Genomic DNA, 24,573 nt, shown 5'->3' with positions numbered 1-24,573 from the left:
TGCGGGGAGTGCCCTGCTGAATGCGCTGCGCAACCAAATGATTTATATACAAAAATACGCTGTTACAATTGGTAAGATTTGCGAAAACATCAGGAAAAAGTTGACGCGCTAGGATGTGGACGTCCCTAATCGGGACCAGAGCCGCGCACAGCGGTCGGTCCGGCAGCAACGCCGGAAAGGGAGGAAAGAAATTTGGCTCAGATGCAGATGGGCGCCGAAGGGTTGAGATCCCTGCCGGCGCTGCTTCAACGCAATGCGGCGCAATATGCCAATGCGCCGGCCTATCGGGAAAAGGAATTCGGGATCTGGCAGTGCTGGACCTGGGCCGAGGCGGCAAAGGAGATCGAGGCGCTGGCATTGGGCCTGCTCAACCTCGGTGTGAACGAGGGTGATTTCGTCGCCATCATCGGCCGCAACCGTCCCTACCTGTACTGGTCGATGGTCGCAGCCCAAGCGGTGGGCGCGGTGCCGGTGCCCTTGTACCAGGACGCGGTGGCCGAGGAGATGGCCTATGTGCTGGGCCACTGCGGCGCGCGCTTCGTGATCGTGGGCGATCAGGAGCAGGCCGACAAGGTGATCGAGATCCAGGATCAGCTGCACCAGTTCGAGCACATGATCTATCTCGACCCGCGCGGCATGCGCAAATACGACCACACCCGGTTGCACCAGTTCAGTCATGTTCAGGATCAGGGCCGCGCTGCCCGCGACGAGCTGATCGGCGAACTGACCGCCCGGCAGGCCAAGCTGGATTACGACAGCACCTGCGTGATGCTGTACACGTCGGGGACGACCGGCAAGCCCAAAGGTGTGGTGCTGTCGAACCGCAACGTGATTCAGAGCGCCAAGAACTCGGCGGAATTTGACAATCTCACCCAGGCAGAGAACATCCTGTCCTACCTGCCTATGGCCTGGGTGGGGGATTTCATCTTCTCGATCGGGCAGGCCTACTGGTGCGGTTTCTGCGTCAACTGCCCGGAAAGCGCCGACACCATGATGACCGACCTGCGCGAGATCGGTCCGACCTATTTCTTCGCGCCGCCCCGCGTTTTCGAGGGCCAGTTGACCAATGTGATGATCCGGATGGAGGACGCGAGCGCGCTGAAGCGCAAGATGTTCCACTACTTCCTGGCGCACGCCAAGAAGGTCGGCGGGGACATTCTGGACGGCCGCCCCGTGGGGCTGCTGGATCGGGCGAAATACGCGCTGGGCAATCTGCTGGTCTACGGCCCGCTGAAGGATACGCTGGGCTATGGACGGATCCGCGTGGGTTATACCGCGGGCGAGGCGATCGGGCCGGAAATTTTCGATTTCTATCGCAGCCTCGGTATTAACCTGAAGCAGCTTTATGGTCAGACAGAGGCGACCGTCTTCATCACCGTCCAGCCGGACGGCGAAGTGCGTGCCGATACCGTTGGTGTCCCGGCGCCGGAGGTCGAGATCAAGATCGGCGACAATGGCGAGATCTACTATCGCTCTCCCGGCACCTTCGTGGAGTATTACAACAACCCGGAGTCCACGGCCTCGACCAAGGACGCGGACGGTTGGGTCGCGACCGGCGATGCCGGCTTCTTCGAGGAGGGGTCTGGCCACCTGCGGATCATCGACCGCGCCAAGGATGTGGGCAAGATGGCGGATGGCGCGATGTTTGCGCCGAAGTACGTTGAAAACAAGCTGAAATTCTACCCGGACATCCTTGAGGCTGTGCTGTTCGGCAATGGTCGCGACCGCTGCGTTGCCTTTATCAACATCGACATTACGGCGGTGGGCAACTGGGCCGAACGCAACAACATCGCCTACGCCTCCTACCAGGAACTGGCGGGCCACCCGCAGGTGCTGGCTTCGATCCGGGAACATGTGAACGAAGTCAACAAATCGGTTGCCGAAGATCCGATGCTGTCAGGTTGCCAGGTGCACCGCTTCGTGGTGTTGCACAAGGAACTGGATGCCGATGACGGCGAGATGACCCGGACCCGCAAGGTGCGCCGTCGCATCGTCGAGGAGAAATTTGCGGACATCATCAACGCGCTCTACGATGGATCGGAAAAGGTCTCGACGGTGACGGAAGTTACCTATGAGGACGGCCGCAAGGGATCGATCCGCGCCACGCTGACGATTGTCGATGCCGAGGTGCAACCGGTGGCCGCTCAGAAGGTGGCCGCGGAATGAGCTCGATCAACGCGTGCAGGATGCGTCGCTACACCCGTCAGAGCGGGCGTGGGTCAGACCAGGTCGGGGTTCTGCCCGGGGTGAAAGACCGTGTGGACCACCTGCTGAATCTTGAAATGGGGGCTGAAGCCGTGGGTTTGTTCAACCAGGGACGCGAGGCTTTCGGATTGCGTCAGCCCAAGTCGCTTGCATTCGAGAGCCATCTTCAGAAGGCAGGAATGCTCAAGTTCGCCGAACATTGTGTCGATCTCCTTGCTGCTCGTTGTCCACAAGTGTCGCACGGAAACCTTAATTTTTCCAAGCACCCGCAATTGGGAGGCCTCTGTCATGCTTGATAACACCGGCAGCTATGTCACCGAAGACGGCCGCACCATCGGTGGTGTGGTGATGGAAATGAAGAATATCACGCTGCGTTTTGGCGGCGTGGTGGCCATCAAGGACATCTCCTTTGACATCCGCGAAGGCGAGATCCGCGCGATCATTGGCCCCAACGGGGCGGGCAAGTCCTCGATGCTGAACGTGATCTCCGGCTTCTACGTCCCGCAAGAGGGCGAGGTGCTGTTTCATGGCAAGAAACGCCCGCCGATGAAGCCCTTTGAAGTGGCGCGCCAGGGCATCGCCCGCACGTTCCAGAACATCGCCCTGTTCGAAGGCATGAGCGTTCTGGACAACGTCATGACCGGGCGGCTCAACTATATGAAAACCGGGCTGTTTGCGCAGGCGCTGTGGAAAGGCAAGGCCGAGGCGGAGGAGACCGCAAACCGCGAGGTGGTCGAAAAGATCATCGACTTTCTGGAGATCCAGCACATCCGCAAGACGCCGGTGGCGCGGCTGCCTTACGGTCTGAAGAAACGGGTCGAACTGGCGCGCGCGCTGGCGGCGGAGCCGAAGCTTCTGCTGCTCGACGAGCCGATGGCCGGCATGAACGTCGAGGAGAAGGAGGACATGTCCCGCTTCATCCTCGATGTGAACGACGAGTTCGGCACCACCATCGCGCTGATCGAGCATGACATGGGCGTGGTAATGGACCTCTCCGACCGGGTTGTCGTGATGGATTACGGCAAGAAGATCGGTGACGGCACGCCGGACGAGGTGCGCAACAATCAGGACGTCATCGACGCCTACCTGGGGGTTTCGCATGACTGAGCGACTGATGCGGCCAAGTAATTTCGAAAGTGTTTGGCAGATTTCATCGGAGAAATTTGCAGAAGGAGAGCGGGATGCCTGAACAACTCATCTTTGCGATGGAAGTGACGCTGAACGGCCTGATGGCGGGCGTTCTGTATGCGCTGGTCGCGCTGGGGTTCGTACTGATCTACAAGGCCTCCGGCATTTTCAACTATGCTCAGGGCGTCATGGCGCTGTTTGCGGCGATGACCCTGGTGGGGATCATGCAGGGCCAGGTGCCGTTCTCGCATCTGATCAACGCGGTCTTTGGCGGTCATATCACGCATTTTGGCTGGACCGTGCCCTCCTTCGTCGCGATTGCGCTCACCGTGGGTGTCATGGTGCTGTTGGCGTGGCTGGTGCAGGTGCTGGTGATGAAGCACCTCGTCGGGCAGGAGCCGATCATCCTGTTCATGGCCACCATCGGTCTTGCCTACTTCCTTGAAGGGGTCGCTGACCTGATGTGGGGCTCCGAGATCAAGACGCTGGACGTGGGCCTGCCGCAGGGCATCAACCTGTGGATCGACGAGACCACCTTCAACATCTTCGGCTACGGCTTCTTTATCGACAACCTGGACATCGTGGCGACCGTCATCGCGGCGCTGCTGGTTGCCGGACTGGTCTGCTTTGCCCAGTACACCAAACAGGGCCGGGCAATGCGCGCGGTGGCGGATGACCACCAGGCGGCGCTGTCGGTCGGCATCTCGCTGAACTTCATCTGGGTGCTGGTGTGGTCGGTCGCGGGCTTCGTGGCGCTGGTGGCCGGCATCGTCTGGGGCACCAAGTCCGGCGTGCAGTTCTCGCTGTCGCTGATCGCGCTCAAGGCGCTGCCGGTGCTGATGCTGGGTGGCTTCACCTCGATCCCCGGCGCCATCGTCGGCGGGCTGATCATCGGCGTCGGCGAGAAGCTGTTCGAATTCGCCATCGGTCCGATGGTCGGCGGCGCCACCGAGAACTGGTTTGCCTATGTTCTGGCGCTGATCTTCCTGGTGTTCCGCCCGCAGGGCCTGTTCGGGGAGAAGATCATTGAACGGGTCTGACGCTCAGATGATCTGCTCCCCGGTTGTTGGCAGCGCTCAGCCTTCCAACTTGCGGAAGGCAGCGACGACCACCGCAGCGACGCAGGCGGCCACCAGCGTGAAGGCAATGGTCAGATCGCCGATCAATTGCCCCGCCAGAAAGGTCAGCAGACCCGCGCCGCAGAGCCCCAACAGCATCAGCCCCCAGGGGCCGGGTGCGGTGCTGGCGGCGCTCCGGGGCCGCGGTGCAGCGGTCTCGAAAGGTGGCAGAACAGTTGCGTCTTCCACCGTATCCAGCACGCGCGCCTTTGCGCTGGCAAACTCGGCCTCTGATATGGCGCCATTTTTCCGAGCGGCCTCTAGCCGCCGGATTTCCTCAAAAATCGCGGTCATTGTTTCCACTCACTCTACCCGCGGTCAGGGTGGCAGAAAGAAGTGGGCAAATTATGGCCAGGAACGGGTTTCTGACGAAGTGGTTAACGGCAGAGGCGCAGCGCGCGCAGGTCTGACGATCACCGAAACCGGAAATTTCAAGACAGGTACCGGGGCCAAACCCGGCCCGCAGAAGAAAGGGAGCATCTGAGACATGTTCTATCGTGAAGCCGGGGATTTCAAAACCTCCTATGCTGAAGACAGCCAGACCTTCCCGATCAAGTTCGACCGCGTCCGCTACTATGTGGTGCTGGCAGTGGCCTTCGGGATCATCCCCTTTCTGATCAACGACTACTGGGCCAATGCGATCCTGCTGCCGTTCCTGATCTATTCGATCGCGGCGATCGGGCTGAACATCCTGGTCGGCTACTGCGGGCAGGTGTCCCTGGGTACCGGCGGCTTCATGGCGGTGGGGGCCTATGCCTGCTACAAGTTGATGACCGCCTTTCCCGAGATCAGCATGTTCATCCATGTGCTGCTGGCCGGCGGCATCACCGCAGGCGTCTGCGTGCTGTTTGGACTGCCGTCCCTGCGCATCAAGGGGTTCTACCTTGCGGTGGCGACGCTGGCGGCACAGTTCTTCCTAGTGTGGCTGTTCAACCGGGTGCCGTGGTTCTACAACTACTCCGCCTCGGGCCAGATCAACGCGCCGGAGCGCGATACCTTCGGCATCATCATCACCGGTCCCAATGCATCTGCCTGGGCGACCTACCTGTTCTGCCTGATCTTCCTGACCGCCTGTGCGCTGGTGGCGCGCAACCTGACCCGCGGCACCGTGGGCCGCAGCTGGATGGCGATCCGCGACATGGACATCGCCGCCGAGATCATCGGCGTGAACCCCTTGAAGGCCAAGCTGACCGCCTTTGCGGTGTCGGGCTTCTTCATCGGCATCGCCGGGGCGCTGTTCTTTGCGGTCTACCTCGGCGCGGTCGAGGTGGGTGAAGCCTTCGGCATCCAGAAATCGTTCCTGGTGCTGTTCATGGTGATCCTGGGCGGTCTTGGCTCGATCTTCGGCAGCTTTGCGGGCGCGGCCTTCCTGGTGCTGCTGCCGGTGGTCCTGAAGGTGGTTGGCGTCGACATCCTGGGTTGGCCAACGGACATCGTCGCCCATTTCCAGTTGGTGATCGTGGGGGCGCTCATAATCGTCTTCCTGATCGCGGAACCGCACGGCATGGCCCAGCTGTGGCGTGTGGCCAAGGAAAAACTGAGACTGTGGCCCTTCCCGCATTGATGCGGGCAGTGGCCAAGCGCGGTGGGAAAAACAAGACGACCCACGCAGATTGCGTACATCGGATAAATTCAAGGGAGGATACAAGCCGATGAAGAAGACACTGACCACACTGGTGCTGGGCACCGCCATGGCCGCCGGTCCCGCAATGGCGGACCTGGTATTCCCCGATCTCAGCTACCGCACCGGCCCCTATGCGGCAGGCGGCATCCCGTTCTCGGATGGCTACAACGACTATTTCACCCTTCTGAATGAGCGCGATGGTGGCATCGGCGGCGTCAAGGCGCGGGTCATCGAATGCGAAACCGGCTACAACACCGAAAAAGGTGTGGAATGCTACGAGGCGACTAAGGGCGAGGGCGCGCTGGTCTATCAGCCGCTGTCCACCGGCATTACCTATCAGCTGATCCCGAAAGTGACCGCGGATGGCATCCCGCTGCACACCATGGGCTACGGCCGGACCTCTGCGGCAAACGGCAAGGTCTTCAGCCATGTGTTCAACTACCCGGCGAACTACTGGAACGGTGCTTCGGGGGCGATCAACCACCTGCTGGACATCAACGATGGTGATCTCAAGGGCAAGAAGATCGCGCTGGTGTATCACAACTCGGCCTACGGAAAGGAGCCGATCCGCACGCTGGAGGAACTGTCCGCCAAGCACGGCTATGAGCTGACGCTGCTGCCGGTGGATCACCCGGGTCAGGAACAGAAGTCCCAGTGGCTGCAGATCCGCCGCGAGAAGCCTGACTACGTTGTGATGTGGGGTTGGGGCGTGATGAACCAGGTGGCGATCCAGGAAGCCGCCAACATCCGCTTCCCGATGGAGAACTTCATTGGTGTGTGGTGGTCCGGCGCCGAATTTGACGTCGAACCGGCTGGCGCCAAGGCAGATGGCTACAAGGCGCTGACCTTCACCGGTCTGGGCATGGACTACCCGGTCTACGACGATTTGAAGAAATATGTCGTTGATGCGGGCAAGGCCGCAGGCGCGGGCGACCAGTTGGGGGCCGTGCAGTACAACCGTGGTCTTTATGCTGCCATGCTGGCCGCCGAAGCCGCCAAGACCGCTCAGGAGATCCATGGCACGGGTGAAATCACCGCAGCGATGATGCGTGATGGCATGGAGGCGCTGGAAATGACCAACGCCAAGATGGAATCCCTGGGCATGGCCGGTTTCGGACCTGAATTCACGGTCACTTGCGAAAACCACGGTGGCCCGGGTCTTGTCGGTGTCGTGCAGTGGGATGCCTCCACCAAGACTTGGAACGCCATCTCTGACTTCATGCCGACCGATGGCGAGGTGATTGGCAAGCTGATCGAAGAGGACTCTGCTGCCTACGCCTCCGAAAACAACATCGAGCCGCGCTGCGAGTAACACCGCGGACCGCCCCTGATTCGGGGCACGAGAACCGGCGCGGCGGGGAGCCGCCGCGCCAGCCGGAACAGACCGGGGCAGCGCCGCCAACCGCGCCTGACCCGACCGCATGAGGACAAGCATTGATGCTGGATGCAGCCAACACCCCCGCAGGCACTTCCGACGTGCAGGCCGAGACCCTGCTGGAGGTCAACAATATCGAGGTCATCTACAATCACGTGATCCTCGTTCTTAAGGGCGTCAGCCTGAATGTGCCCAAGGGCGGGATCACCGCGCTGTTGGGGGGCAACGGGGCGGGAAAGACCACCACGCTGAAGGCAATCTCGAACTTGCTGCATTCGGAACGTGGCGAGGTGACCAAGGGTTCGATCAAGTACCGTGGCCAGAACGTGCATGAGCGCGACCCGGCGGAACTGGTGAAGAAGGGCGTGATCCAGGTGATGGAAGGGCGCCACTGTTTTGAGCACCTGACCGTCGAGGAAAACCTGCTGACCGGTGCCTACACCCGCGGTGACAGCAATGCCGACATCCAGAAAGACCTGGAAATGGTCTATCATTACTTCCCGCGGCTGAAGGAGCGGCGCAAGAGCCAGGCCGGTTATACGTCGGGCGGCGAGCAGCAGATGGTCGCAATGGGCCGTGCGCTGATGTCGCGACCGGAAACCATTCTGCTCGACGAACCCTCGATGGGGCTGGCGCCGCAGCTGGTGGAACAGATCTTCGAGATCGTGAAGTCGATCAACGAGCAGGAGGGGGTGACTTTCCTTCTGGCCGAACAGAACACCAATGTCGCCCTGCGTTATGCCCACTACGGCTACATTCTGGAGTCGGGACGTGTGGTGATGGACGGGCCCGCGGCAGAGCTGCGTGAGAACCCGGACGTGAAGGAATTCTACCTCGGTATGTCGGACGAGGGGCGCAAAAGCTTCCGCGACGTCCGCTCGTATCGCCGTCGCAAGAGGTGGTTGAGCTGATGCAGGAGCGTGATGTTATGAGCTACTTTGACACGCTTGAAACCCGCAGCAGTGACGAACGGGCCGCGGATCTGGCCCGGACCCTGCCGCAGCAGCTGGCTCGTGCCAAACAGGCGCCGGGCTATGCCGGGATGCTGGACGATGTTGACCCCGAACAGGTGACCTCGGTCGCCGATCTGGCTGCCCTGCCGGTATTGCGCAAATCTGAGCTGAGCCGCGCGCAGGCCGCCAACCCTCCCTTTGGCGGTTTCACGGTCAAGCCCGCGCAGGGGTTCGCGCATATCTTCCAAAGCCCGGGACCGATCTATGAACCGGGCGGTCTGGACCACGACTGGTGGCGCATGGGCCGGTTCCTGAACGCTGCCGGTATTGGCCCCGGCGATGTGGTGCAGAACTGCTTCGGCTACCATCTGACGCCGGCAGGGATGATCTTCGAGAACGGGGCGCGGGCTGTGGGGGCGGCAGTGCTGCCTGCCGGCACGGGCCAGACCGAGTTGCAGGTCACAGCGGCACGTGACGTTGGCGCAACCGCCTATGCAGGCACACCGGATTATCTGAAGGTGATCCTGGATCGCGCGGATGCCATGGGGATTGAGCTGTCGTTTTCCAAGGCAGCCGTCGGCGGCGGTGCGCTGTTTCCGAGCCTGCGCCAGGAATATGCCGACCGCGGGATCAGCTGCCTGCAATGCTATGCCACGGCCGATCTGGGCAATATCGCCTATGAAAGCCCGGCGATGGAGGGGTTGATCACCGACGAACATGTGATCGTCGAGATCGTCACCCCGGGAACCGGCACACCGGTCGCACCGGGCGAAGTGGGCGAGGTGCTGGTGACCACGCTCAACCCGGACTATCCGTTGATCCGTTTTGCCACCGGGGATCTCTCGGCGGTGTTGCCGGGGCAGTCCCCTTGCGGTCGCACCAACCTGCGGATCAAGGGCTGGATGGGGCGCGCGGACCAGACCACCAAGATCAAGGGGATGTTCGTGCGTCCGGAGCAGGTGGCGGCTCTGGTCGACAAGCATGATGAAATCGTCAAGGCGCGGGTCGTTGCCAGCCGCGACGGCGAAATGGACGTGATGACGGTCCGGATCGAGGCCAAGGGGGGCGACGAAGCTGACTTTGCCCGCTCGGTTGTTGAGCTGCTGAAGTTGAAAGGCCGCGTTGAGGTGCTGGAACCGGGGACATTGCCAAAGGATGGTCTGGTGATCGAGGATCAGCGCAGCTACGACTGAGTGCTGCCGAGACGGGACTGACCGTATTGGTGGAGGGGCGTCCGAGAGGCGCCCCTTTTGCTCTGGCGCATCCAGCATTGCCGCAGGGGGCGTGATCCGGCGCTTTCGCGCTGGAATTTCCGACAGCTTTAGTCGTATTACGGCAGGGCGCAACCCGAGCCGGATTCATGACAGCAGCTGACGACACCGTTGAATATTCGCCCAATGGGCGCCGCCGCGCAGGCCGCAGTGGCGGCGGGGTTTTCGGCATCTTGGCGTGGGGCGTGGCATTGTCCTGCGTACTTCCGATGCTGGCGGTGGCCTTGGCGGCCGCTTTTGGCGGCACCGACACGATCCGCCATCTCGCGGCGACAGTGCTTCCGGGATATACCCTGACCACGCTCCTTCTGGTCGCACTGGTGGCGATCGGGACCTTGGCCGTTGGTACCGGGGCAGCCTGGCTGGTGACGATGACCCGGTTCCCGGGCGTGCGGTTCCTGGAGATTGCCCTGGTGCTGCCGCTGGCTTTCCCGGCCTATGTGTTGGCCTATGCCTATACCCACGTGCTTGACCATCCAGGCATTGTGCAGGCCACGTTGCGGGAGGTGACCGGTTGGGGGCCTCGCGACTACTGGTTTCCCGAGGTCCGCTCGACCGGCGGCGCGGCACTGATGCTTGTGCTTGTGCTCTATCCCTACGTCTACCTGTTGGCGCGTGCGGCCTTCCTGCAGCAGAGCGCCGGGGCCTTTCTGGCCGCACGGGCATTGGGCAAGAGCGCTTGGGCCGCCTTTTGGCGGGTCAGCCTTCCGATGGCGCGACCGGCCATTGCCTCAGGTGTCTTGCTGGCGGTGATGGAGACAATCGCGGACTTCGGCACGGTGTCCTATTTCGGTGTGCAGACCTTCGCGACAGGCATCTACACCAGCTGGTTTTCTCTGGCGGATCGCGGCGGGGCCGCGCAGCTGGCCTTGTGCCTTCTGAGTTTTGCGCTGACCTTGGCAGTTATCGAACGGGCGACGCGCGGGCGCGCCCGCTATCACCATGCGGGCAAGCACCACAACCCGATGCCACCTGCACGAATCGGCAAAGCGAAGGCCGCTCTGGCGATGTTCCTGTGTTCGGTTCCGGTGGTGCTGGGTTTCGTGCTTCCAGTGATCATCCTCGCCTTGATGAGCCTGGAATCGGAGCAGAACCTGCTTAGCCGTCGTTACATCGCCTTCACCACCAATTCGGTGACGCTGGCGGCTGCGGCGGCGGTATTGACGGTTGCGGCTGCGGTCTGCCTGGGCTTCTATCAGCGCCTGCGACCGGGGCGGGGTTCGGCGCTGGCGGCCTACCTGGCACGCTTGGGATACGCGGTGCCGGGCGGTGTGATCGCCGTCGGGTTGATCGTGCCCTTTGCCGCCTTCGACAATGCTCTGGACGCCTGGATGCGCGAGACCTTCGGGATCCGCACCGGTCTGCTGGTGACCGGCTCGATTTGGTTGCTGGTCGCGGCCTATGGGGTGCGCTTCATGGCTGCGGCTCTGGGGGCCTATGAGGGCGGGCAGGCCAGCATGCATGCCAATGTGGATGCAGCGGCGCGCTCGCTGGGGCAGGGGCCGCTTGGGATGCTCCGTCGGGTGCATCTGCCGTTGCTGACCCCCAGTCTGCTGACCGCGCTGCTGATCGTTTTCGTCGATGTGATGAAAGAGCTGCCGGCCACGCTGATCATGCGTCCCTTCAATTTTGACACCTTGGCCGTGCAAGCGCACCGGCTGGCCGCGGATGAACGGCTCGAAGGCGCGGCAGTGCCTTCGCTGGTGATTATGGCCGTGGGATTGCTGCCGGTGATCCTGATCTGCCGACAGGTCGGGCGTCGCGGCTAGGTGCGACGGGGACCGCGGGCCGCTTGTTTAAACACAAGTTGCCCGGTTGTCCGCATCAGGGTCAGGCCGCCCACCAGGCTTCGATGTCGTCGCGGCTGACCCGATCGGCCGGTCCCAGAGCAACCAGCAGGGTTTCCTCGGCGTCGCAACGCTTGGCTTCGACATGGCGGCCCACGACGTGCAGTTCATAGGCGCCGCCATTTGTCATCACAAAACCCTTCATCCGGTAGAGCCCGGCAGGCCGCTGCGCCAGCTTGTCGCCCAGGCGGCGGCGGTCGATTACCTCGGAGCTGCGGTGGTGCCACGTGGTATAGGCCGGGTGGGGCGATACGATGTGGCCCTTGGGTAAGGGCAAGATGTCGAACAGTAACTCGGCCACCGGGCGACCGTCTATCACCGTGGGGGTGCGGGCACCGACCTCTTCCAAAAGCGTGCCGAGTTCCGAGCTGATCGCGTCGCACTTGGTGGCAATCACAAGGTCGGCGGCCCGGATCTGCTGTTTGGCCTGAGGGGCAACCACGGGATCATCCAGCAGGGCATCGATGTTCTGCGCATCGACCAAGGTGACGATGCCGCCATAGCTGAGAGCCCCTTGGTTCAGGACCGTGTTAGCAATGGAGACCGGATCTGCGATGCCGCTGGCCTCGATCAGCAGGTGATCCGGGCGTTGCGCCTGTTCAACGACCTGCTGCAGGGCATTTGTAAGCTCGCCGTCCATGGAGCAGCAGACGCAGCCATTGCTCAGCGCGAGGGTGCCGCCGTCTTTGTTCTGGATCAGCGCTTCATCAATATTGATCGCGCCGAAGTCATTGACGATGATGGTGAGCTTCAGCCCGTGGTCCTCGGCCAGGAGGCGGTTGACCAGCGTGGTTTTTCCGGCCCCCAAGTAGCCGCTGACAATGGTTACTGGAATACGTTTCATAGCCACGACCACCGCGTGGCACGACATGCGCAACACTGCATGCAGTCACTCCCCTAAATCAAATTTTTTGGGAACGTATAGGTACCTTGTGCAGCTGGGTCTAGTTGTTCTTGCACTGGAAACAATTCGGCCGCCTGCGGAAACGGTTCGCGGCAGGCGGGACTACAAGACGGTGGATGGCCGAAACAGAAAAAGGCGCGGACGATGCCGCGCCTTTCCAGGTCCTGTTCGGAAAATTACTTCCAGCCGACGGCGTCGAAGATCTTCTGAGCTTCCGGCAGGTTCTTGGCCACTTCGGACAGGTTCACGTCGTCCGGTTTGAAGTGACCCAGGGCCGCGATCGAGGGGGCGAGGCCGACGCCCGGAACAGCCGGGTATTCGTCATTGCCGGCCGAGAAGTACTTCTGCGCGGAATCGCTTGCCAGGTACTCCAGGAACTTCACGGCGTTGTCGCGGTTCGGGGCATGTGCGGCCACGCCACCGCCAGACAGGTTCATGTGGGCGCCTTCTTCGTTCTGCGCCGGGAAGACCCAACCGATCTGGTCGCGGTTTTCAGACAGGCCTTTCACGTCCTTGCGGATCGAGCGGGCGAAGTAGTAGCTGTTGCCAACGGCAATCTCGCACTCGCCGGAAACGATGCCGCGGAGCTGGTCGGTGTCGCCACCTTGCGGTTCGCGGGCCATGTTTGCAACAACGCCTTCAGCCCATTCCTTGGCCTTTTCCGCCCCGTGATGCGTCACGATCGAGGCCAGCAGGGTCTGGTTGTAGGTGTTGGTCGAGGAGCGAATGCAGACCATGCCTTTGTAGGCGGGGTCAGCGAGGTCCAGGTAGGTGCGCGGCGGGTTGGCAACGGCGTCCTTGTCGTAGAAAATGATGCGGGAGCGCTGGCTGAAGCCAAACCACTGGTTGTCCTCATCCTGCAGGTAGGCGGGGATGCGCGCTTCGAGAACGTCGCTGTCGACTTCCTGCAGCAGGCCAGCTTCCTTGGCGCGGCTCAGACGCGAGGTGTCCACGGTCAGCAGGACATCAGCCGGGGAGTTTTCACCTTCGGCGGACATGCGGGCGATCAGCTCGTCGGCCTTGCCCTCGATGCGGTTGATGGTGATGCCGGTGGCTTCCTCAAAGTCGGTATAAAGTGCTTCGTCGGTGTCGTAGTGGCGCGACGAGTAGATGTTCAGCTCACCTTCGGCATAGGCGGAGGTAGCGATCGTGGCGGCAAGGGCGCCTGCCAGAATGGTGGTGGTCTTCAGCATGTCATGTCCCATATTTCTTGGCGGTTCATTTTCCGACTGAAATAGTCGCTTAAAGCAATTTCCGGCGGATGCAAAGGATTTCTGACAGAAAAAATCGGATACTTTAATGTTGCCGCCGACGCGTGGTTCCGCATCGGTGCCATCGCCCGGGCGCCGCTGTGCAAATGAGACGAATCGATTGGGGTAATTGGGGACAATCAACGGTGAAGAGAGAAAACCGGACGTCCCAAAAGCAAAAAAACCGCATCGGATGATGCGGTTTTCTGCATGTCGCTTTTGCGGATCTCAGCCCTGGCGCGCTTTGAACTTGCGCTGGGTCTTGTTGATCACGTAAACGCGGCCTTTGCGGCGCACGACCCGGCAATCGCGGTGCCGGTTCTTCAGCGAGCGGAGCGAGTTCTTGACCTTCATGGCCTCTCTCCTTGTCTGCGGCGCGAACCAGCGCCTGGGTTAGCGGGTGCCGAGGCCGAAGCCGGGGCAGTGAATGGGGTGGTGGGCGATACAAGGATCGAACTTGTGACCCCTTCGATGTCAACGAAGTGCTCTACCGCTGAGCTAATCGCCCACCTGGCCTGCGCGCCGTCCGTGCCCCTTGGAAGTCAAAGGAGCGCGGGGTGCCGCGCCGGTGAGGGGGTCTATAAATAGAGTCGCAGCGGGGTGCAAGAGCTTTTGACCCCAGAAATTTCCGCGATATGCTGTTTCTTGCAGAAGAAGCACCGGAGCAAGGATGCCAGATACAGCGTTTTCCGTGATTTTGCCCGCGAAACAGGTCTCGGCCGTGGTCTTTGCCTCCCCGCATAGTGGCACAGATTACTCTGAATCCTTCATGGCGCAGACGATTCTGGGGCGTAAGGCGATCCGCAGCTCCGAGGATGCCTTTGTTGATCAGCTATTCGCAGCGGCGCCGGATTATGGCGCGCCCTTGTTGTGCGCGCTGAAGCCGCGTGCCTACCTGGACCTGAATCGCTCGCCGGAGGAATTGGACCCTGCGTTGATCGAAGGTGTGCAAAAACGAGGTCAGAATCCGCGCGTGGCCTCTGGGCTGGGGGTGATTCCGCGCGTCGTGGCCAATGGCCGCGCGATCTACCGGGGGAAATTGCCGAGGGCCGAGGCTGATCGCCGTATCGCGGAGTGCTGGCATCCCTATCACCGGACGCTCAAGGCGATGCTGGAACAGGCCCACAGGACATTCGGGCAGGCGATTCTTGTGGACTGCCACTCCATGCCGCATGAGGCGGTCGACTCGATGATTCCACCGTCGGGTGGACGACCGGAGATCGTTCTGGGGGATCGCTTTGGGGCGGCGGCAGATTCGGATGTGGTGGATCGCATCGAAGCGGCCTTCGTTTCGGCCGGGTTGAAGGTCGCCCGCAACGCGCCGTTCGCGGGCGCCTACATTACGCAGACCTATGGGCGCCCCTCGCGGCGCCAGCACGCCGTGCAGATCGAGATCGACCGGGCACTGTATATGGATGAGGCAAATATCTGTCCCAACCCCAATTTCGAATCGTTCCAGCGCCTGCTGCGGGGGGTCATCGCCGAGATCGCAACGATCGGGAGCGAGGAAATGCCACTGGCGGCCGAGTAACCTGCAAACGAGCGGCAACACGGGCGGGTCTATCAAGACGTCAGCGTAAGGCCCGCCCTTTCAGAATCGCGGCATGGCCAAACCGCTTGCGGATCGCGTCGGTTGCCCGTTCGGCCTCAGCGCGTTGGGAGGCGCGTGGGTCGAGCAGATCTCCCCCGTCTTCTGCCTGCGATTCGGGAACCAGATCGGAAATGCCGCAGCCCAACAGCCGATAGGGGCCCTCGTCGCCGACCTGGTCCAGCAGGGTGCGGGCCGTTCGATAGATCCGGTCAGCCATCTGAGTAGGGGCCTGCAAGGTCAACCGCCGGGTCAGGGCGGAATGATTGGCCCGCTTGAGCTTCAGCGTCACGACCCGGCCGGCCTTCTCTCGGGCTTTGGCCCGGTCCGCGACCTGTTCCACCAAACGCCAGAGGTGGCCGTCGAGCACCTCGATGTTGGCGGTGTCCTCAAAAAAGGTCGTTTCCTTGGAGATCGACTTGATCGGTGCATGGGCGGAGACCCGTCGCCGGTCCTCGCCGCGGGCCAGGTGCCACAGCCGGTCGCCCATGGAGCCAAAGCGGCTGTTCAGCGCGTTTCGGTCCCAGCGAAGCAGGTCGCTAAACGTGCGAATCCCCGCCTTTTCCAGGCTGGCCTGGGCAGCAGGGCCAATTCCCCAGATCAGGCGGACAGGTTTTTCGCGCAGGAAGTCCGCGGTTTCCGCCTCGCCGATCACGGAGAAACCGCGTGGCTTGTCGAGATCGGATGCCACTTTGGCCAGAAACTTGTTGTGGCTCAGACCGATCGAACCGGTGACGCCGATTTCATCCTTCATTCGCTTGACCAGCCGTGCAAGCATCACCGCGGGCGGAGCGCCATGCAGTTTTTCGGTGCCGGAGAGATCCATGAAAGCCTCGTCCAGTGACAGCGGCTCGATGTCCGGTGTCAGCTCGTTCATCATCTTGCGGATCTCGCGGCTGACCTCGACGTAGACCTCCATGCGTGGCTTCACCACCACGGCCTCGGGGCAAAGCTTCAGGGCTTGATACATCGGCATGGCGGAACGAACGCCACGAATGCGGGCAATGTAACAGGCGGTGGACACCACCCCGCGCTTGCCGCCGCCAATGATGACAGGCTTCGCCGCCAACTCCGGGTTATCACGTTTTTCGACGCTGGCGTAGAAAGCGTCGCAATCCATATGCGCAATGGACAGCGTGAAGAGTTCGCGATGCGCCGTAATGCGCGGGCTGCCGCACTGGGGGCAGCGGCGAGCGGGCGCGATTTGGCTCAGGCAGTCTCGGCAAAGGGCATGCATGTCGCGTCAAATTCTGTCCGGGGCGAGGGCGGAGGCCAGTCTAACTGCTGGCGGAAGGGTTGTCTTTAACCTCTCGCGTGGCCAAGTGACAGACCATGACAAAGGACGCGATTGCCAAAGCAGAATTTTCCGGGGCGAAACTGGCACTGTTCCTTGGGAGCGACCTTTTGGTGATCCAGCGTGATGACAAGCCGGACATTCCCTATCCGGGGCATTGGGATTTGCCGGGAGGTGGTCGAGAGGGACGCGAGAGTCCGGAGGCCTGCGCTCTGCGAGAGACCTTTGAAGAAGTGGGACTGCGGTTATCGGCTTCCGCCTTGAGCTGGTCCTGCGCATACCTCCGACCACGTGGCTGGGTCTGGATGTTTGCGAGTCACCAGCCGGCAGCTCTAGCGCAGGAGGTGCGTCTGGGCGACGAGGGGCAGAGCTGGGCGTTGATGTCGCCGCAGAACTATTGCGCCCATCCCCTGGCGGTGCCGCATTTCGCCGAACAGCTGAGAGCCTATCTGGCGGCCGGTGGCGCGTAAGGCGAACTGAAAAGAAAGCCCCCGCTGCGAGGCGGGGGTAGGTGACGGGCCTCAGGAAGTCCAGCCCGTCTGGGGAGTGTCTCAACCCCGAGAATCGCGCACCCGCGGGTGTTTCGCAAAGAAAGCGACAGGTGCCGAGGCGGGCTGCCGAAATTGGTGTGCCATTTTCAGCACAGGACGATTTGGCGCAGCCGTGCCTTGCTGTCCCAGTTTCATCTTGCAAATGAGCGCCTTGCCCTTACGTCAGGCGGCGCGCGCCGAGGGGGATACGCGGGCAAGATGCATTTAAGATCGATTTTTTATTCCGCCTAAATTTTGGGCAGATAGCCCGCGCGCCAAGGTCGCTGCCGCGCAATGTTGCGGATGCGGGGCATCCGTATGCCCCGCATTTGCGGGTTCTGGCCGCGGAGGCTTCAGATCGAACGCAGCTCCGTCAGGATGGCCTCGGCAGCGCCGCGGGGGTCCTGAGCTTGCCAGATCGGGCGGCCTACGACGATGTGGTCGGCGCCGTCCGCGATGGCGTTGGCCGGCGTGGCGACACGTTTTTGGTCGCCGAGCGCCGCACCCGTCGGGCGGACGCCGGGGGTGACGATCAGCTTGCCCTGCGCCTCGGGCAATGCGCGGATCAAGGCGGCTTCCTGAGGGCTGGCGATGACACCGTCAGCGCCCGCGGCGAGCGCATTTCCGGCACGCTCCAGAACCAGATCCTGAACCGCGCCCTCCTTGATCAGGGCGGTATCCAGGTCCTGCCGGTCGAGCGAGGTCAGGATGGTAACGGCGAGGATTTTGAGGTCTTTGCCTGCTGTCCCTTCCTTGGCGGCGCGGACGACATAGGGATCGCCATGCACCGTCAGGAAATCCAGATCGAATTGTGCCAACCCGCGCACCGCATTTTCCACCGTGGCACCGATATCAAACAGCTTCATGTCGAGGAAAATGCGCTTTCCACGTTCCTGCTTGAGTTCATTGGCAAGCCCCAGGCCGCCGCCGGTCAGCATGCCGAGGCCGATCTTGTAGAAGGACACGGCATCGCCCAGCTGGTCGGCCAGCTGCAGACCTGCCACCGCGTTGGGGACATCCATGGCAACAATCAGGCGGTCGTCGGCGCGCGGGGCTTGGGTCATCGGGGATCCTCATGAGACTGGCAGGTTTTGCGTGAAACTGGCGTTTCATACGCAAGGGGGCGATGTGGGGCAAGTCCGGAGCGGGCGGCATGGCTGCCTCCGTCGGATAGGTTGATCCAAGTCAGGGATTTGCACATCCTTTTGGGGTTTATTGGTCTTGAAGCGTCCCGGATGCTTCCCACATTGAACCCTGAGGCCCGGACCGGGGCGTGCCGCAAGGCGGGCGCCGCCAGACACATTGGGCGCTTGAAAAAGGAGAGCAAGATGGACTTGAACAAGTTCACGGAGCGTGCACGTGGTTTCGTGCAGGCCGCGCAGACCATAGCCATGCGCGAAGGGCACCAGCGACTGGTGCCGGAACACATTCTGAAAGCACTGATGGATGATGATCAGGGGTTGGCCAGCAACCTGATCTCCCGTGCCGGTGGAGCGCCTGCGCGCGTCGCCGAAGCGGTCGATGCCGCTGTGGCCAAACAACCCAAGGTCAGTGGCGATGCCGCGCAGATCTATCTGGATGGGCAGACTGCCAAGGTTCTGGATGAAGCGGCCAAGATTGCCGAGAAGGCCGGTGACAGTTTCGTGCCGGTCGAGCGTCTGTTGATGGCGCTTTGCATGGTGAAGTCAAAGGCCAAGGACGCGTTGGAGGCTGGTCATGTCTCGGCGCAGAAACTCAATGAAGCGATCAACGACATCCGCAAGGGGCGCACCGCAGACTCCGCCACTGCCGAGGAAGGGTATGATGCGCTCAAGAAATACGCGCGCGATCTGACCGAGGCTGCACGGGAAGGCAAGATTGATCCGATCATCGGTCGTGACGAGGAAATTCGCCGCTCGATGCAGGTGCTGAGTCGGCGGACCAAGAACAACCCGGTGCTGATCGGCGAGCCGGGTGTTGGTAAGACCGCGATTGCCGAGGGGATGGCGCTGCGCATCGTCAATGGCGATGTGCCGGAGTCCCTGCGCGACAAGCAGCTGTTGGCTCTCGACATGGGGGCGCTCATTGCTGGCGCGAAATACCGTGGCGAGTTCGAGGAACGCCTGAAGGCTGTCTTGACCGAGGTGACCGAGGCGGCTGGTGAGATCATCCTGTTCATCGACGAGATGCACACGCTGGTAGGTGCCGGTAAGGCGGATGGCGCGATGGATGCCGCGAACCTCATCAAACCGGCGCTGGCGCGCGGCGAACTGCACTGCATCGGCGCCACCACGCTGGATGAATACCGCAAATACGTGGAGAAGGACGCCGCTCTTGCCCGCCGCTTCCAGCCGGTGATGGTGCAGGAACCGACGGTGGAAGACACCGTTTCGATCCTGCGCGGTATCAAGGAGAAGTACGAGCTGCACCACGGCGTGCGTATCGCCGATGCGGCCTTGGTGGCGGCGGCGACGCTGTCGAACCGTTACATCACCGACCGTTTCCTGCCCGACAAGGCGATTGACCTGGTCGACGAGGCCGCGAGCCGTCTGCGCATGCAGGTGGACAGCAAACCTGAAGAGCTGGATGCGCTGGACCGGCAGATTCTGCAGATGCAGATCGAGGAAGAGGCGCTGAAGCTGGAAGAGGACGCCGCCTCTCGTGATCGGCTGGAGAAGCTGCAAAAGGAACTGGCCGAGCTGCAGGAGCAATCCGCCGAAATGACCGCGCAGTGGCAGTCGGAACGCGACAAGCTGGCTTCTGCCCGCGATCTGAAGGAGCAGTTGGACCGGGCCCGCGCGGAACTGGACATTGCCAAGCGCGAGGGTAACCTCGCCAAGGCGGGTGAGCTGTCCTATGGCGTCATTCCGGGGCTGGAAAAGCAGCTCGCGGATGCCGAGCAGAAGGAAGAACAGGGTCTGATGGTCGAAGAGGCCGTGAGACCCGAGCAGATCGCCGCCGTGGTGGAACGCTGGACCGGTATTCCGACCTCCAAGATGCTGGAGGGAGAGCGCGACAAGCTCTTGCGGATGGAGGATGAGCTCCATCGCCGGGTGATCGGCCAGAATGCTGCGGTAACTGCGGTGGCCAATGCCGTGCGCCGGGCGCGTGCCGGGCTGAACGACGAGAATCGCCCGCTGGGGTCTTTCCTGTTCCTTGGCCCGACCGGGGTCGGCAAGACCGAGCTTACCAAGGCGGTGGCGGGCTTCCTGTTCGATGATGAGCACGCGATGGTGCGTATCGACATGTCAGAGTTCATGGAGAAGCACTCTGTCGCGCGCCTGATCGGTGCACCGCCGGGTTACGTCGGCTACGACGAAGGTGGGGTGCTGACCGAAGCGGTGCGGCGCCGTCCCTACCAGGTGGTTCTCTTCGACGAAGTAGAGAAGGCGCATCCGGATGTCTTCAACGTGCTGCTGCAGGTGCTGGACGACGGTATGCTGACAGATGGTCAGGGGCGCACGGTTGACTTCAAGCAGACACTCATCATCCTGACCTCCAACCTTGGCGCCCAGGCGCTGAGCCAGTTGCCGGAGGGGGCAGACGCTTCAGATGCCCGTCGGGATGTGATGGATGCGGTCCGCGCGCACTTCCGGCCCGAGTTCCTGAACCGCCTGGACGAGACCATTATCTTTGACCGGCTGAACCGTAAGGATATGGATGGTATCGTCGATATCCAGCTGGCACGACTGCTGAAGCGGCTGGCCGGGCGCAAGATCTCCCTTGAACTGGACGAGGGGGCAAAGACCTGGCTCGCCGACGAAGGTTATGATCCGGTGTTTGGCGCTCGACCGCTGAAGCGGGTCATCCAGCGCGCCTTGCAGAACCCGCTGGCCGAAGCCCTGCTGAGCGGTGAGATCAAGGATGGTGACACGGTACCGGTCACCGCCGGGACCGATGGGCTGATCATCGGGGACCGGCTGGGAACAACTGACCGCCCCAAGCCTGACAATGCGGTCGTCCACTGATCGTCTTTGAAATCTGAAACACTTGGCCCGCCAGAAATGGCGGGCCTTTCTAGTCAGGGCTTGTTGTGTGCCCGCCGTCGGTGGCGGGCATGGCCTTCGGTCCTCAGGATCGGCAGCCGAAAGGAACAAAGGTGCTGGCCATGCCCTCGTTCATGGTCATCAGGGTGAGCAGGTTGGCGAACGCCTGTTCCTGTGTTGTCTCGGGGCAGACATTCCCCCGACCGACGCAACCGCCCGCAATGAATGCTTCGTTGCGGGCCAGAAACTCGGGGCGCATCCCCTCTCTCCCTACATAACCCAGCGCGTCGTCCACAGCGCGCCGGTACAGCTCGCATTTCTGCTTTGCCCAACTGTTGTCCGCAGGTGCCGATGTTTCCGCGGTGGCCGTCAGCGGATACGCGGCCAGGGCGATACAGAAACGGATGAGCATATGGCGCATGGTGGCGTCTCGGGCTCAGCAGTGGCGCTGAAGCAGCTGGGAGTGGTGGCTCATATGCCGGTTTCTCCCCGCGCAACCCGACGTTCGTACTTGCGACGCAGCACCTCCATGCGCGGCTCCCAGTCATAGCGTGTGTCTTCGGTTGTGGGAGACCAGAACAGTCGCCCGCCGTAGCGCCATGGATCCAGCACGATGCCGCCGTAGATGTCAGCCCCTTTGGGTGCAATCACCGCGGTGCTATGGTCGATGCGGAACTCATTGCGAGGTTCGGCGATGGCGCGCAGCATGGTCAGCGTGCGGAAGTTTTCCTGGTTGAGCCGCGCCTGCATGTCCTCGGCATAATGGACGCAGATACCGCGTTCCTTGACGCCCGTATTCACAAGGGTGTTGTGAATGATGGGCGAGGTCGTGACATTGTATTCTTTTGCCAGTCTTGCCGAATGTTCATATGCGATCTCGGCCGCGCGACGTGCCTCTGCAGGATCGACGCTCGGGTCCAGCGATTGCAGCGCTTGAGACAGCTCCGCGACGTCATCGCGGCTGGCGGTCGGTGCGTTGGCGCAGGCGCTCAGCAAGCTAGCCGCCAGTAGCAACAGGGAAGTCAGTAGCGATTTCATTCAGGTTAGCCCGTGCCGGTTCGTATCTTTGCCGTCACCATATCGGTTGTGTGTCGCAAGGGCAGGGGGGAAATTTCCGTCTGGCGGAGCCCTGCTCAGATTATTCCTCGATCGCTTCCCGAACCAGGCTGTCCAGCAGATCCTGGATTGGCTGCATGTCGCCGGGTGGGTAGGGGCGGAAGCCGATGGTCACGGACTCGCTGTCCGGCAACTGCGCGACAAAGATGTCATAGGGGCAATAGGTGATGTTCATCGGGTTCGCCTCCATCACCTGCCGCGACAACCGTGCGGAGCAGAAGGAGAACACCTTGGCGTTCTCAAATAGCACCACATCAGAGCCGACGTCGCCGCGGGTGCGCTCCAGCATGTCGCCCACATGGCTGACATGCTCCAGCCGCAGCCCGCGGTTGGCAATCGCGTTCTCCAGGCCAAAGGTCACATCCTCGAAGCTGAGCGTGGTGTCGTAGCTCTGCATCTCCTGGGCGCCCAGTGACTGCGCAGCAAGCGCAAGCAGCGCGGCGGTGATGACGTGTTTCATGCGAGATCCCCCTTATCCCTTTGTTGATTTTTGCCCGACAATCCACGGCAACACTACCGCTTTCCGCCGTCACGGCCCCGGTCTGTGGGCAAAGGTTACAGCGCTCTCGCGCAGTCGTGACAGGATATGTTTTGGGATTCCCTGCGTTGAGGGTTAGCTGAGGGGAACGCAGAACCGCAGGAGACACCGATGGCGCGCCGCTGGAGCAATGATCTGACCCATGCCGATACCACACCGGAGGCGGCCTTCTGGAACCGCCGCAAAATCATCGCGGGGCTGGCGGGCGCGGGGTTGGCGGGTGCGCTGGGCAGCCGCGCCGCGGCAGAGGGTGCGCTGGAGCCCAACAGCTGGGAGGAGGTCACCAGCTACTGCAACTTCTACGAATTCGGCACCGGCAAAAGCGATCCCGCCGCCTATGCGGGCCGCATGACGACGAAACCCTGGAGCGTCGAAATCGGCGGCATGGTGGAGCGGCCGGGCAGCTATTCGATGGACCAGATCCTGGGCGAGATGACACTGGAGGAGCGCATCTACCGTTTCCGCTGCGTCGAGGCCTGGTCGATGGTCGTGCCCTGGCAGGGGTTCGAGCTGGCCGATCTTCTGGCGCTTGCAGGCGTGCAGGCGGAGGCAAAATACGTAGCCTTCGAAACGCTCTACCGCCCGTCGGAAATGCCCGGCACCGCCTACAGGGTGTTGGACTGGCCCTACCGCGAGGGGTTGCGCTTGGATGAGGCTATGCACCCGCTGACGATCATGGCCACCGGCATATTCGGCAAGCCGTTGCCCAATCAGAACGGCGCGCCGCTGCGCCTGGTGGTGCCGTGGAAATACGGTTTCAAGTCGATCAAGTCGATCGTCCGCATCACCCTGACCGACAAGGAACCCCCCTGCAGCTGGAACATGGCCAACCCGCGCGAATACGGGTTCTACAGCAACGTGAACCCCGAGGTCTCGCACCCGCGCTGGAGCCAGGCCAGCGAGCGCCGCATCGGCGGCGGGCTGTTTGCCAAGCGCCAGCCGACGCTGATGTTCAACGGCTATGCCGACGAGGTCGCCGCCCTCTACGAGGGCATGGACCTGTCCCGACATTTTTGACGGCGCCGGGATGGAGCATCTGAACCGCCAGCTGCGCCGCCTGCCGGTCTGGGTCGTCTACCTGCTGGGGGCGTTGCCCGCGCCTTGGCTGTTTTACCTCGGGCTGACCGGCGGCCTCGGCGTTGAACCAATCGAGGCGCTGGAGCACGAATACGGAAAGCTGGCGCTTCAGCTGATGATCCTGAGCCTTGCCGTCACGCCGTTGCGGCGACTGACGGGGCTGAACCTGTTGCGGTTCCGCCGGGCGATCGGCCTCTTGTGCTTCTTCTATGCAGCCTGCCACCTCCTGGTCTGGCTGGTGCTCGACGTGCAGATCCCGGCACAGATCGTGGCGGATGTACTGAAGCGGCCCTACATCACCATCGGAATGCTGGGGTTTGCGCTGCTGCTGCCGCTGGCGGCCACATCCAACACCCTGTCGATGCGCCGCCTTGGGCGCCGCTGGCACCGGTTGCACCGGCTGGCCTATGTCGCTGCGGTCCTCGCGGCGCTGCACTATGTGATGCTGGCCAAGGGCTTCCAGCTGGAGCCATTGGCCTACCTCGCTGCGGTTGTTGCGCTGCTCGCCACACGCCTGCCAATGAAGCGCTTGCGCTGGCCGCCGCAGGCAAGGCGGGATCGGGCTTAAACCCATGGAAAACTGCCGAAAACTGCCGGGTTCCCAAAAAACGCATCTTTTTTGAAAATAGCCCTTGCGCCCTGCGGCAACTGTCCGTAAAAGCCCCTTCACCGGCGGCGCTGAGGCGCTGCTGACACGCCGGAGAGACGGTGGGACGCGCTGGAGAGACGGCGGCATCTGTTGGATGGAACGAGGCGGGCGCGCTGTGAGAATGGCGCAACGGTCCTGTTT

At 62.0% G+C, this 24,573-nt stretch carries 23 protein-coding genes and 1 tRNA gene; 14 read left to right on the top strand and 10 right to left on the bottom strand.

What is annotated here, in order from left to right:
• Positions 1-201 precede the first annotated feature (201 nt).
• The 4 genes from AB9K35_RS22110 to AB9K35_RS22095 all read left to right on the top strand — a co-directional run bounded on the left by AB9K35_RS22110 (position 202) and on the right by AB9K35_RS22095 (position 4,373).
• Positions 202-2,166, top strand: a complete 1,965-nt coding sequence (locus AB9K35_RS22110; protein WP_369930211.1) for an AMP-binding protein — start codon at positions 202-204, stop codon at positions 2,164-2,166.
• The gene (locus AB9K35_RS22105) at positions 2,163-2,501 is read left to right on the top strand and encodes a hypothetical protein (protein ID WP_369929516.1); all 339 of its coding nucleotides are present in this window, start codon (positions 2,163-2,165) and stop codon (positions 2,499-2,501) included. The genes AB9K35_RS22110 and AB9K35_RS22105 overlap by 4 nt, the downstream gene beginning before the upstream one ends.
• Complete coding sequence (locus tag AB9K35_RS22100; RefSeq protein WP_222454215.1) at positions 2,494-3,312, top strand: ABC transporter ATP-binding protein; 819 nt, start codon at positions 2,494-2,496, stop codon at positions 3,310-3,312. Before AB9K35_RS22105 ends, AB9K35_RS22100 begins: the two co-directional genes overlap by 8 nt.
• 74 nt (positions 3,313-3,386) lie before the next feature.
• Positions 3,387-4,373: a branched-chain amino acid ABC transporter permease gene (locus tag AB9K35_RS22095; protein WP_222454214.1), complete on the top strand. Its 987-nt coding sequence runs from the start codon at positions 3,387-3,389 to the stop codon at positions 4,371-4,373.
• Positions 4,374-4,409: 36 nt separating this feature from the next.
• Here the strand turns inward: AB9K35_RS22095 and AB9K35_RS22090 are convergent, their stop codons facing one another.
• On the bottom strand, positions 4,410-4,745 hold the full coding sequence (locus AB9K35_RS22090) for an SHOCT domain-containing protein (RefSeq protein WP_369929514.1): 336 nt from the start codon (positions 4,743-4,745) through the stop codon (positions 4,410-4,412).
• 193 nt (positions 4,746-4,938) lie between these two features.
• Here AB9K35_RS22090 and AB9K35_RS22085 point away from each other — a divergent pair, with 193 nt between their 5' ends.
• From AB9K35_RS22085 to AB9K35_RS22065, 5 genes are all read left to right on the top strand, one after another.
• On the top strand, positions 4,939-6,015 hold the full coding sequence (locus AB9K35_RS22085) for a branched-chain amino acid ABC transporter permease (RefSeq protein ID WP_369929512.1): 1,077 nt from the start codon (positions 4,939-4,941) through the stop codon (positions 6,013-6,015).
• Between the two features lie 88 nt (positions 6,016-6,103).
• Positions 6,104-7,387: an ABC transporter substrate-binding protein gene (locus tag AB9K35_RS22080; protein WP_222454210.1), complete on the top strand. Its 1,284-nt coding sequence runs from the start codon at positions 6,104-6,106 to the stop codon at positions 7,385-7,387.
• A gap of 125 nt (positions 7,388-7,512) precedes the next feature.
• On the top strand, positions 7,513-8,361 hold the full coding sequence (locus AB9K35_RS22075) for an ABC transporter ATP-binding protein (protein ID WP_222454209.1): 849 nt from the start codon (positions 7,513-7,515) through the stop codon (positions 8,359-8,361).
• A 17-nt stretch (positions 8,362-8,378) separates the two neighbouring features.
• Entirely contained in the window at positions 8,379-9,596 is a 1,218-nt protein-coding gene (locus AB9K35_RS22070; protein WP_369929509.1) for a phenylacetate--CoA ligase family protein, read from the top strand.
• Positions 9,597-9,763: 167 nt separating this feature from the next.
• Positions 9,764-11,443, top strand: coding sequence for an ABC transporter permease (locus AB9K35_RS22065; RefSeq protein WP_369929507.1), 1,680 nt, complete (start codon positions 9,764-9,766; stop codon positions 11,441-11,443).
• Positions 11,444-11,504: 61 nt separating this feature from the next.
• On the opposite strand, the gene AB9K35_RS22060 is transcribed toward AB9K35_RS22065, so the two are convergent.
• The 4 genes from AB9K35_RS22060 to AB9K35_RS22045 all read right to left on the bottom strand — a co-directional run bounded on the left by AB9K35_RS22060 (position 11,505) and on the right by AB9K35_RS22045 (position 14,183).
• Positions 11,505-12,365: a GTP-binding protein gene (locus AB9K35_RS22060; RefSeq protein ID WP_369929505.1), complete on the bottom strand. Its 861-nt coding sequence runs from the start codon at positions 12,363-12,365 to the stop codon at positions 11,505-11,507.
• A 236-nt stretch (positions 12,366-12,601) separates the two neighbouring features.
• Positions 12,602-13,618, bottom strand: a complete 1,017-nt coding sequence (locus AB9K35_RS22055; protein WP_222454205.1) for a Fe(3+) ABC transporter substrate-binding protein — start codon at positions 13,616-13,618, stop codon at positions 12,602-12,604.
• A 285-nt stretch (positions 13,619-13,903) separates the two neighbouring features.
• Positions 13,904-14,029, bottom strand: a complete 126-nt coding sequence (gene ykgO, locus AB9K35_RS22050) for a type B 50S ribosomal protein L36 (protein ID WP_005648635.1) — start codon at positions 14,027-14,029, stop codon at positions 13,904-13,906.
• A 79-nt stretch (positions 14,030-14,108) separates the two neighbouring features.
• Positions 14,109-14,183, bottom strand: a tRNA-Val gene (locus tag AB9K35_RS22045).
• Positions 14,184-14,345: 162 nt separating this feature from the next.
• On the opposite strand from AB9K35_RS22045, the gene AB9K35_RS22040 reads away from it, so the two are divergent.
• Complete coding sequence (locus tag AB9K35_RS22040; protein WP_369929502.1) at positions 14,346-15,206, top strand: N-formylglutamate amidohydrolase; 861 nt, start codon at positions 14,346-14,348, stop codon at positions 15,204-15,206.
• Positions 15,207-15,246: 40 nt separating this feature from the next.
• On the opposite strand, the gene AB9K35_RS22035 is transcribed toward AB9K35_RS22040, so the two are convergent.
• On the bottom strand, positions 15,247-16,500 hold the full coding sequence (locus AB9K35_RS22035) for a DNA polymerase IV (RefSeq protein WP_369929500.1): 1,254 nt from the start codon (positions 16,498-16,500) through the stop codon (positions 15,247-15,249).
• A gap of 95 nt (positions 16,501-16,595) precedes the next feature.
• On the opposite strand from AB9K35_RS22035, the gene AB9K35_RS22030 reads away from it, so the two are divergent.
• Positions 16,596-17,027: an NUDIX hydrolase gene (locus AB9K35_RS22030; RefSeq protein WP_369929498.1), complete on the top strand. Its 432-nt coding sequence runs from the start codon at positions 16,596-16,598 to the stop codon at positions 17,025-17,027.
• Between the two features lie 413 nt (positions 17,028-17,440).
• Here AB9K35_RS22030 and pyrF read toward each other — a convergent pair whose 3' ends face one another.
• Positions 17,441-18,151: an orotidine-5'-phosphate decarboxylase gene (pyrF, locus tag AB9K35_RS22025; RefSeq protein ID WP_369929495.1), complete on the bottom strand. Its 711-nt coding sequence runs from the start codon at positions 18,149-18,151 to the stop codon at positions 17,441-17,443.
• Between the two features lie 264 nt (positions 18,152-18,415).
• On the opposite strand from pyrF, the gene clpB reads away from it, so the two are divergent.
• On the top strand, positions 18,416-21,034 hold the full coding sequence (gene clpB / locus AB9K35_RS22020; RefSeq protein ID WP_369929493.1) for an ATP-dependent chaperone ClpB: 2,619 nt from the start codon (positions 18,416-18,418) through the stop codon (positions 21,032-21,034).
• Positions 21,035-21,137: 103 nt separating this feature from the next.
• On the opposite strand, the gene AB9K35_RS22015 is transcribed toward clpB, so the two are convergent.
• From AB9K35_RS22015 to AB9K35_RS22005, 3 genes are all read right to left on the bottom strand, one after another.
• Complete coding sequence (locus AB9K35_RS22015; RefSeq protein ID WP_369929491.1) at positions 21,138-21,473, bottom strand: hypothetical protein; 336 nt, start codon at positions 21,471-21,473, stop codon at positions 21,138-21,140.
• A 50-nt stretch (positions 21,474-21,523) separates the two neighbouring features.
• Complete coding sequence (locus AB9K35_RS22010; RefSeq protein ID WP_222454198.1) at positions 21,524-22,090, bottom strand: hypothetical protein; 567 nt, start codon at positions 22,088-22,090, stop codon at positions 21,524-21,526.
• 100 nt (positions 22,091-22,190) lie between these two features.
• Positions 22,191-22,628: a DUF302 domain-containing protein gene (locus AB9K35_RS22005; RefSeq protein WP_369929489.1), complete on the bottom strand. Its 438-nt coding sequence runs from the start codon at positions 22,626-22,628 to the stop codon at positions 22,191-22,193.
• Positions 22,629-22,817: 189 nt separating this feature from the next.
• On the opposite strand from AB9K35_RS22005, the gene msrP reads away from it, so the two are divergent.
• Both msrP and msrQ read left to right on the top strand, forming a co-directional pair.
• Positions 22,818-23,723 (top strand): protein-methionine-sulfoxide reductase catalytic subunit MsrP, encoded by a 906-nt coding sequence (gene msrP / locus AB9K35_RS22000; protein ID WP_369929487.1) that lies wholly within the window; start codon positions 22,818-22,820, stop codon positions 23,721-23,723.
• A 10-nt stretch (positions 23,724-23,733) separates the two neighbouring features.
• Entirely contained in the window at positions 23,734-24,351 is a 618-nt protein-coding gene (msrQ, locus tag AB9K35_RS21995) for a protein-methionine-sulfoxide reductase heme-binding subunit MsrQ (RefSeq protein ID WP_369929485.1), read from the top strand.
• Positions 24,352-24,573 lie beyond the last annotated feature (222 nt).

The sequence above is a fragment of the Leisingera sp. XS_AS12 genome (assembly GCF_041224635.1).
GTDB lineage: Bacteria > Pseudomonadota > Alphaproteobacteria > Rhodobacterales > Rhodobacteraceae > Leisingera.
The sequence above is the reverse complement of the archived record's forward strand: the minus strand, read 5'-3'. Positions and strand labels throughout refer to the sequence as shown.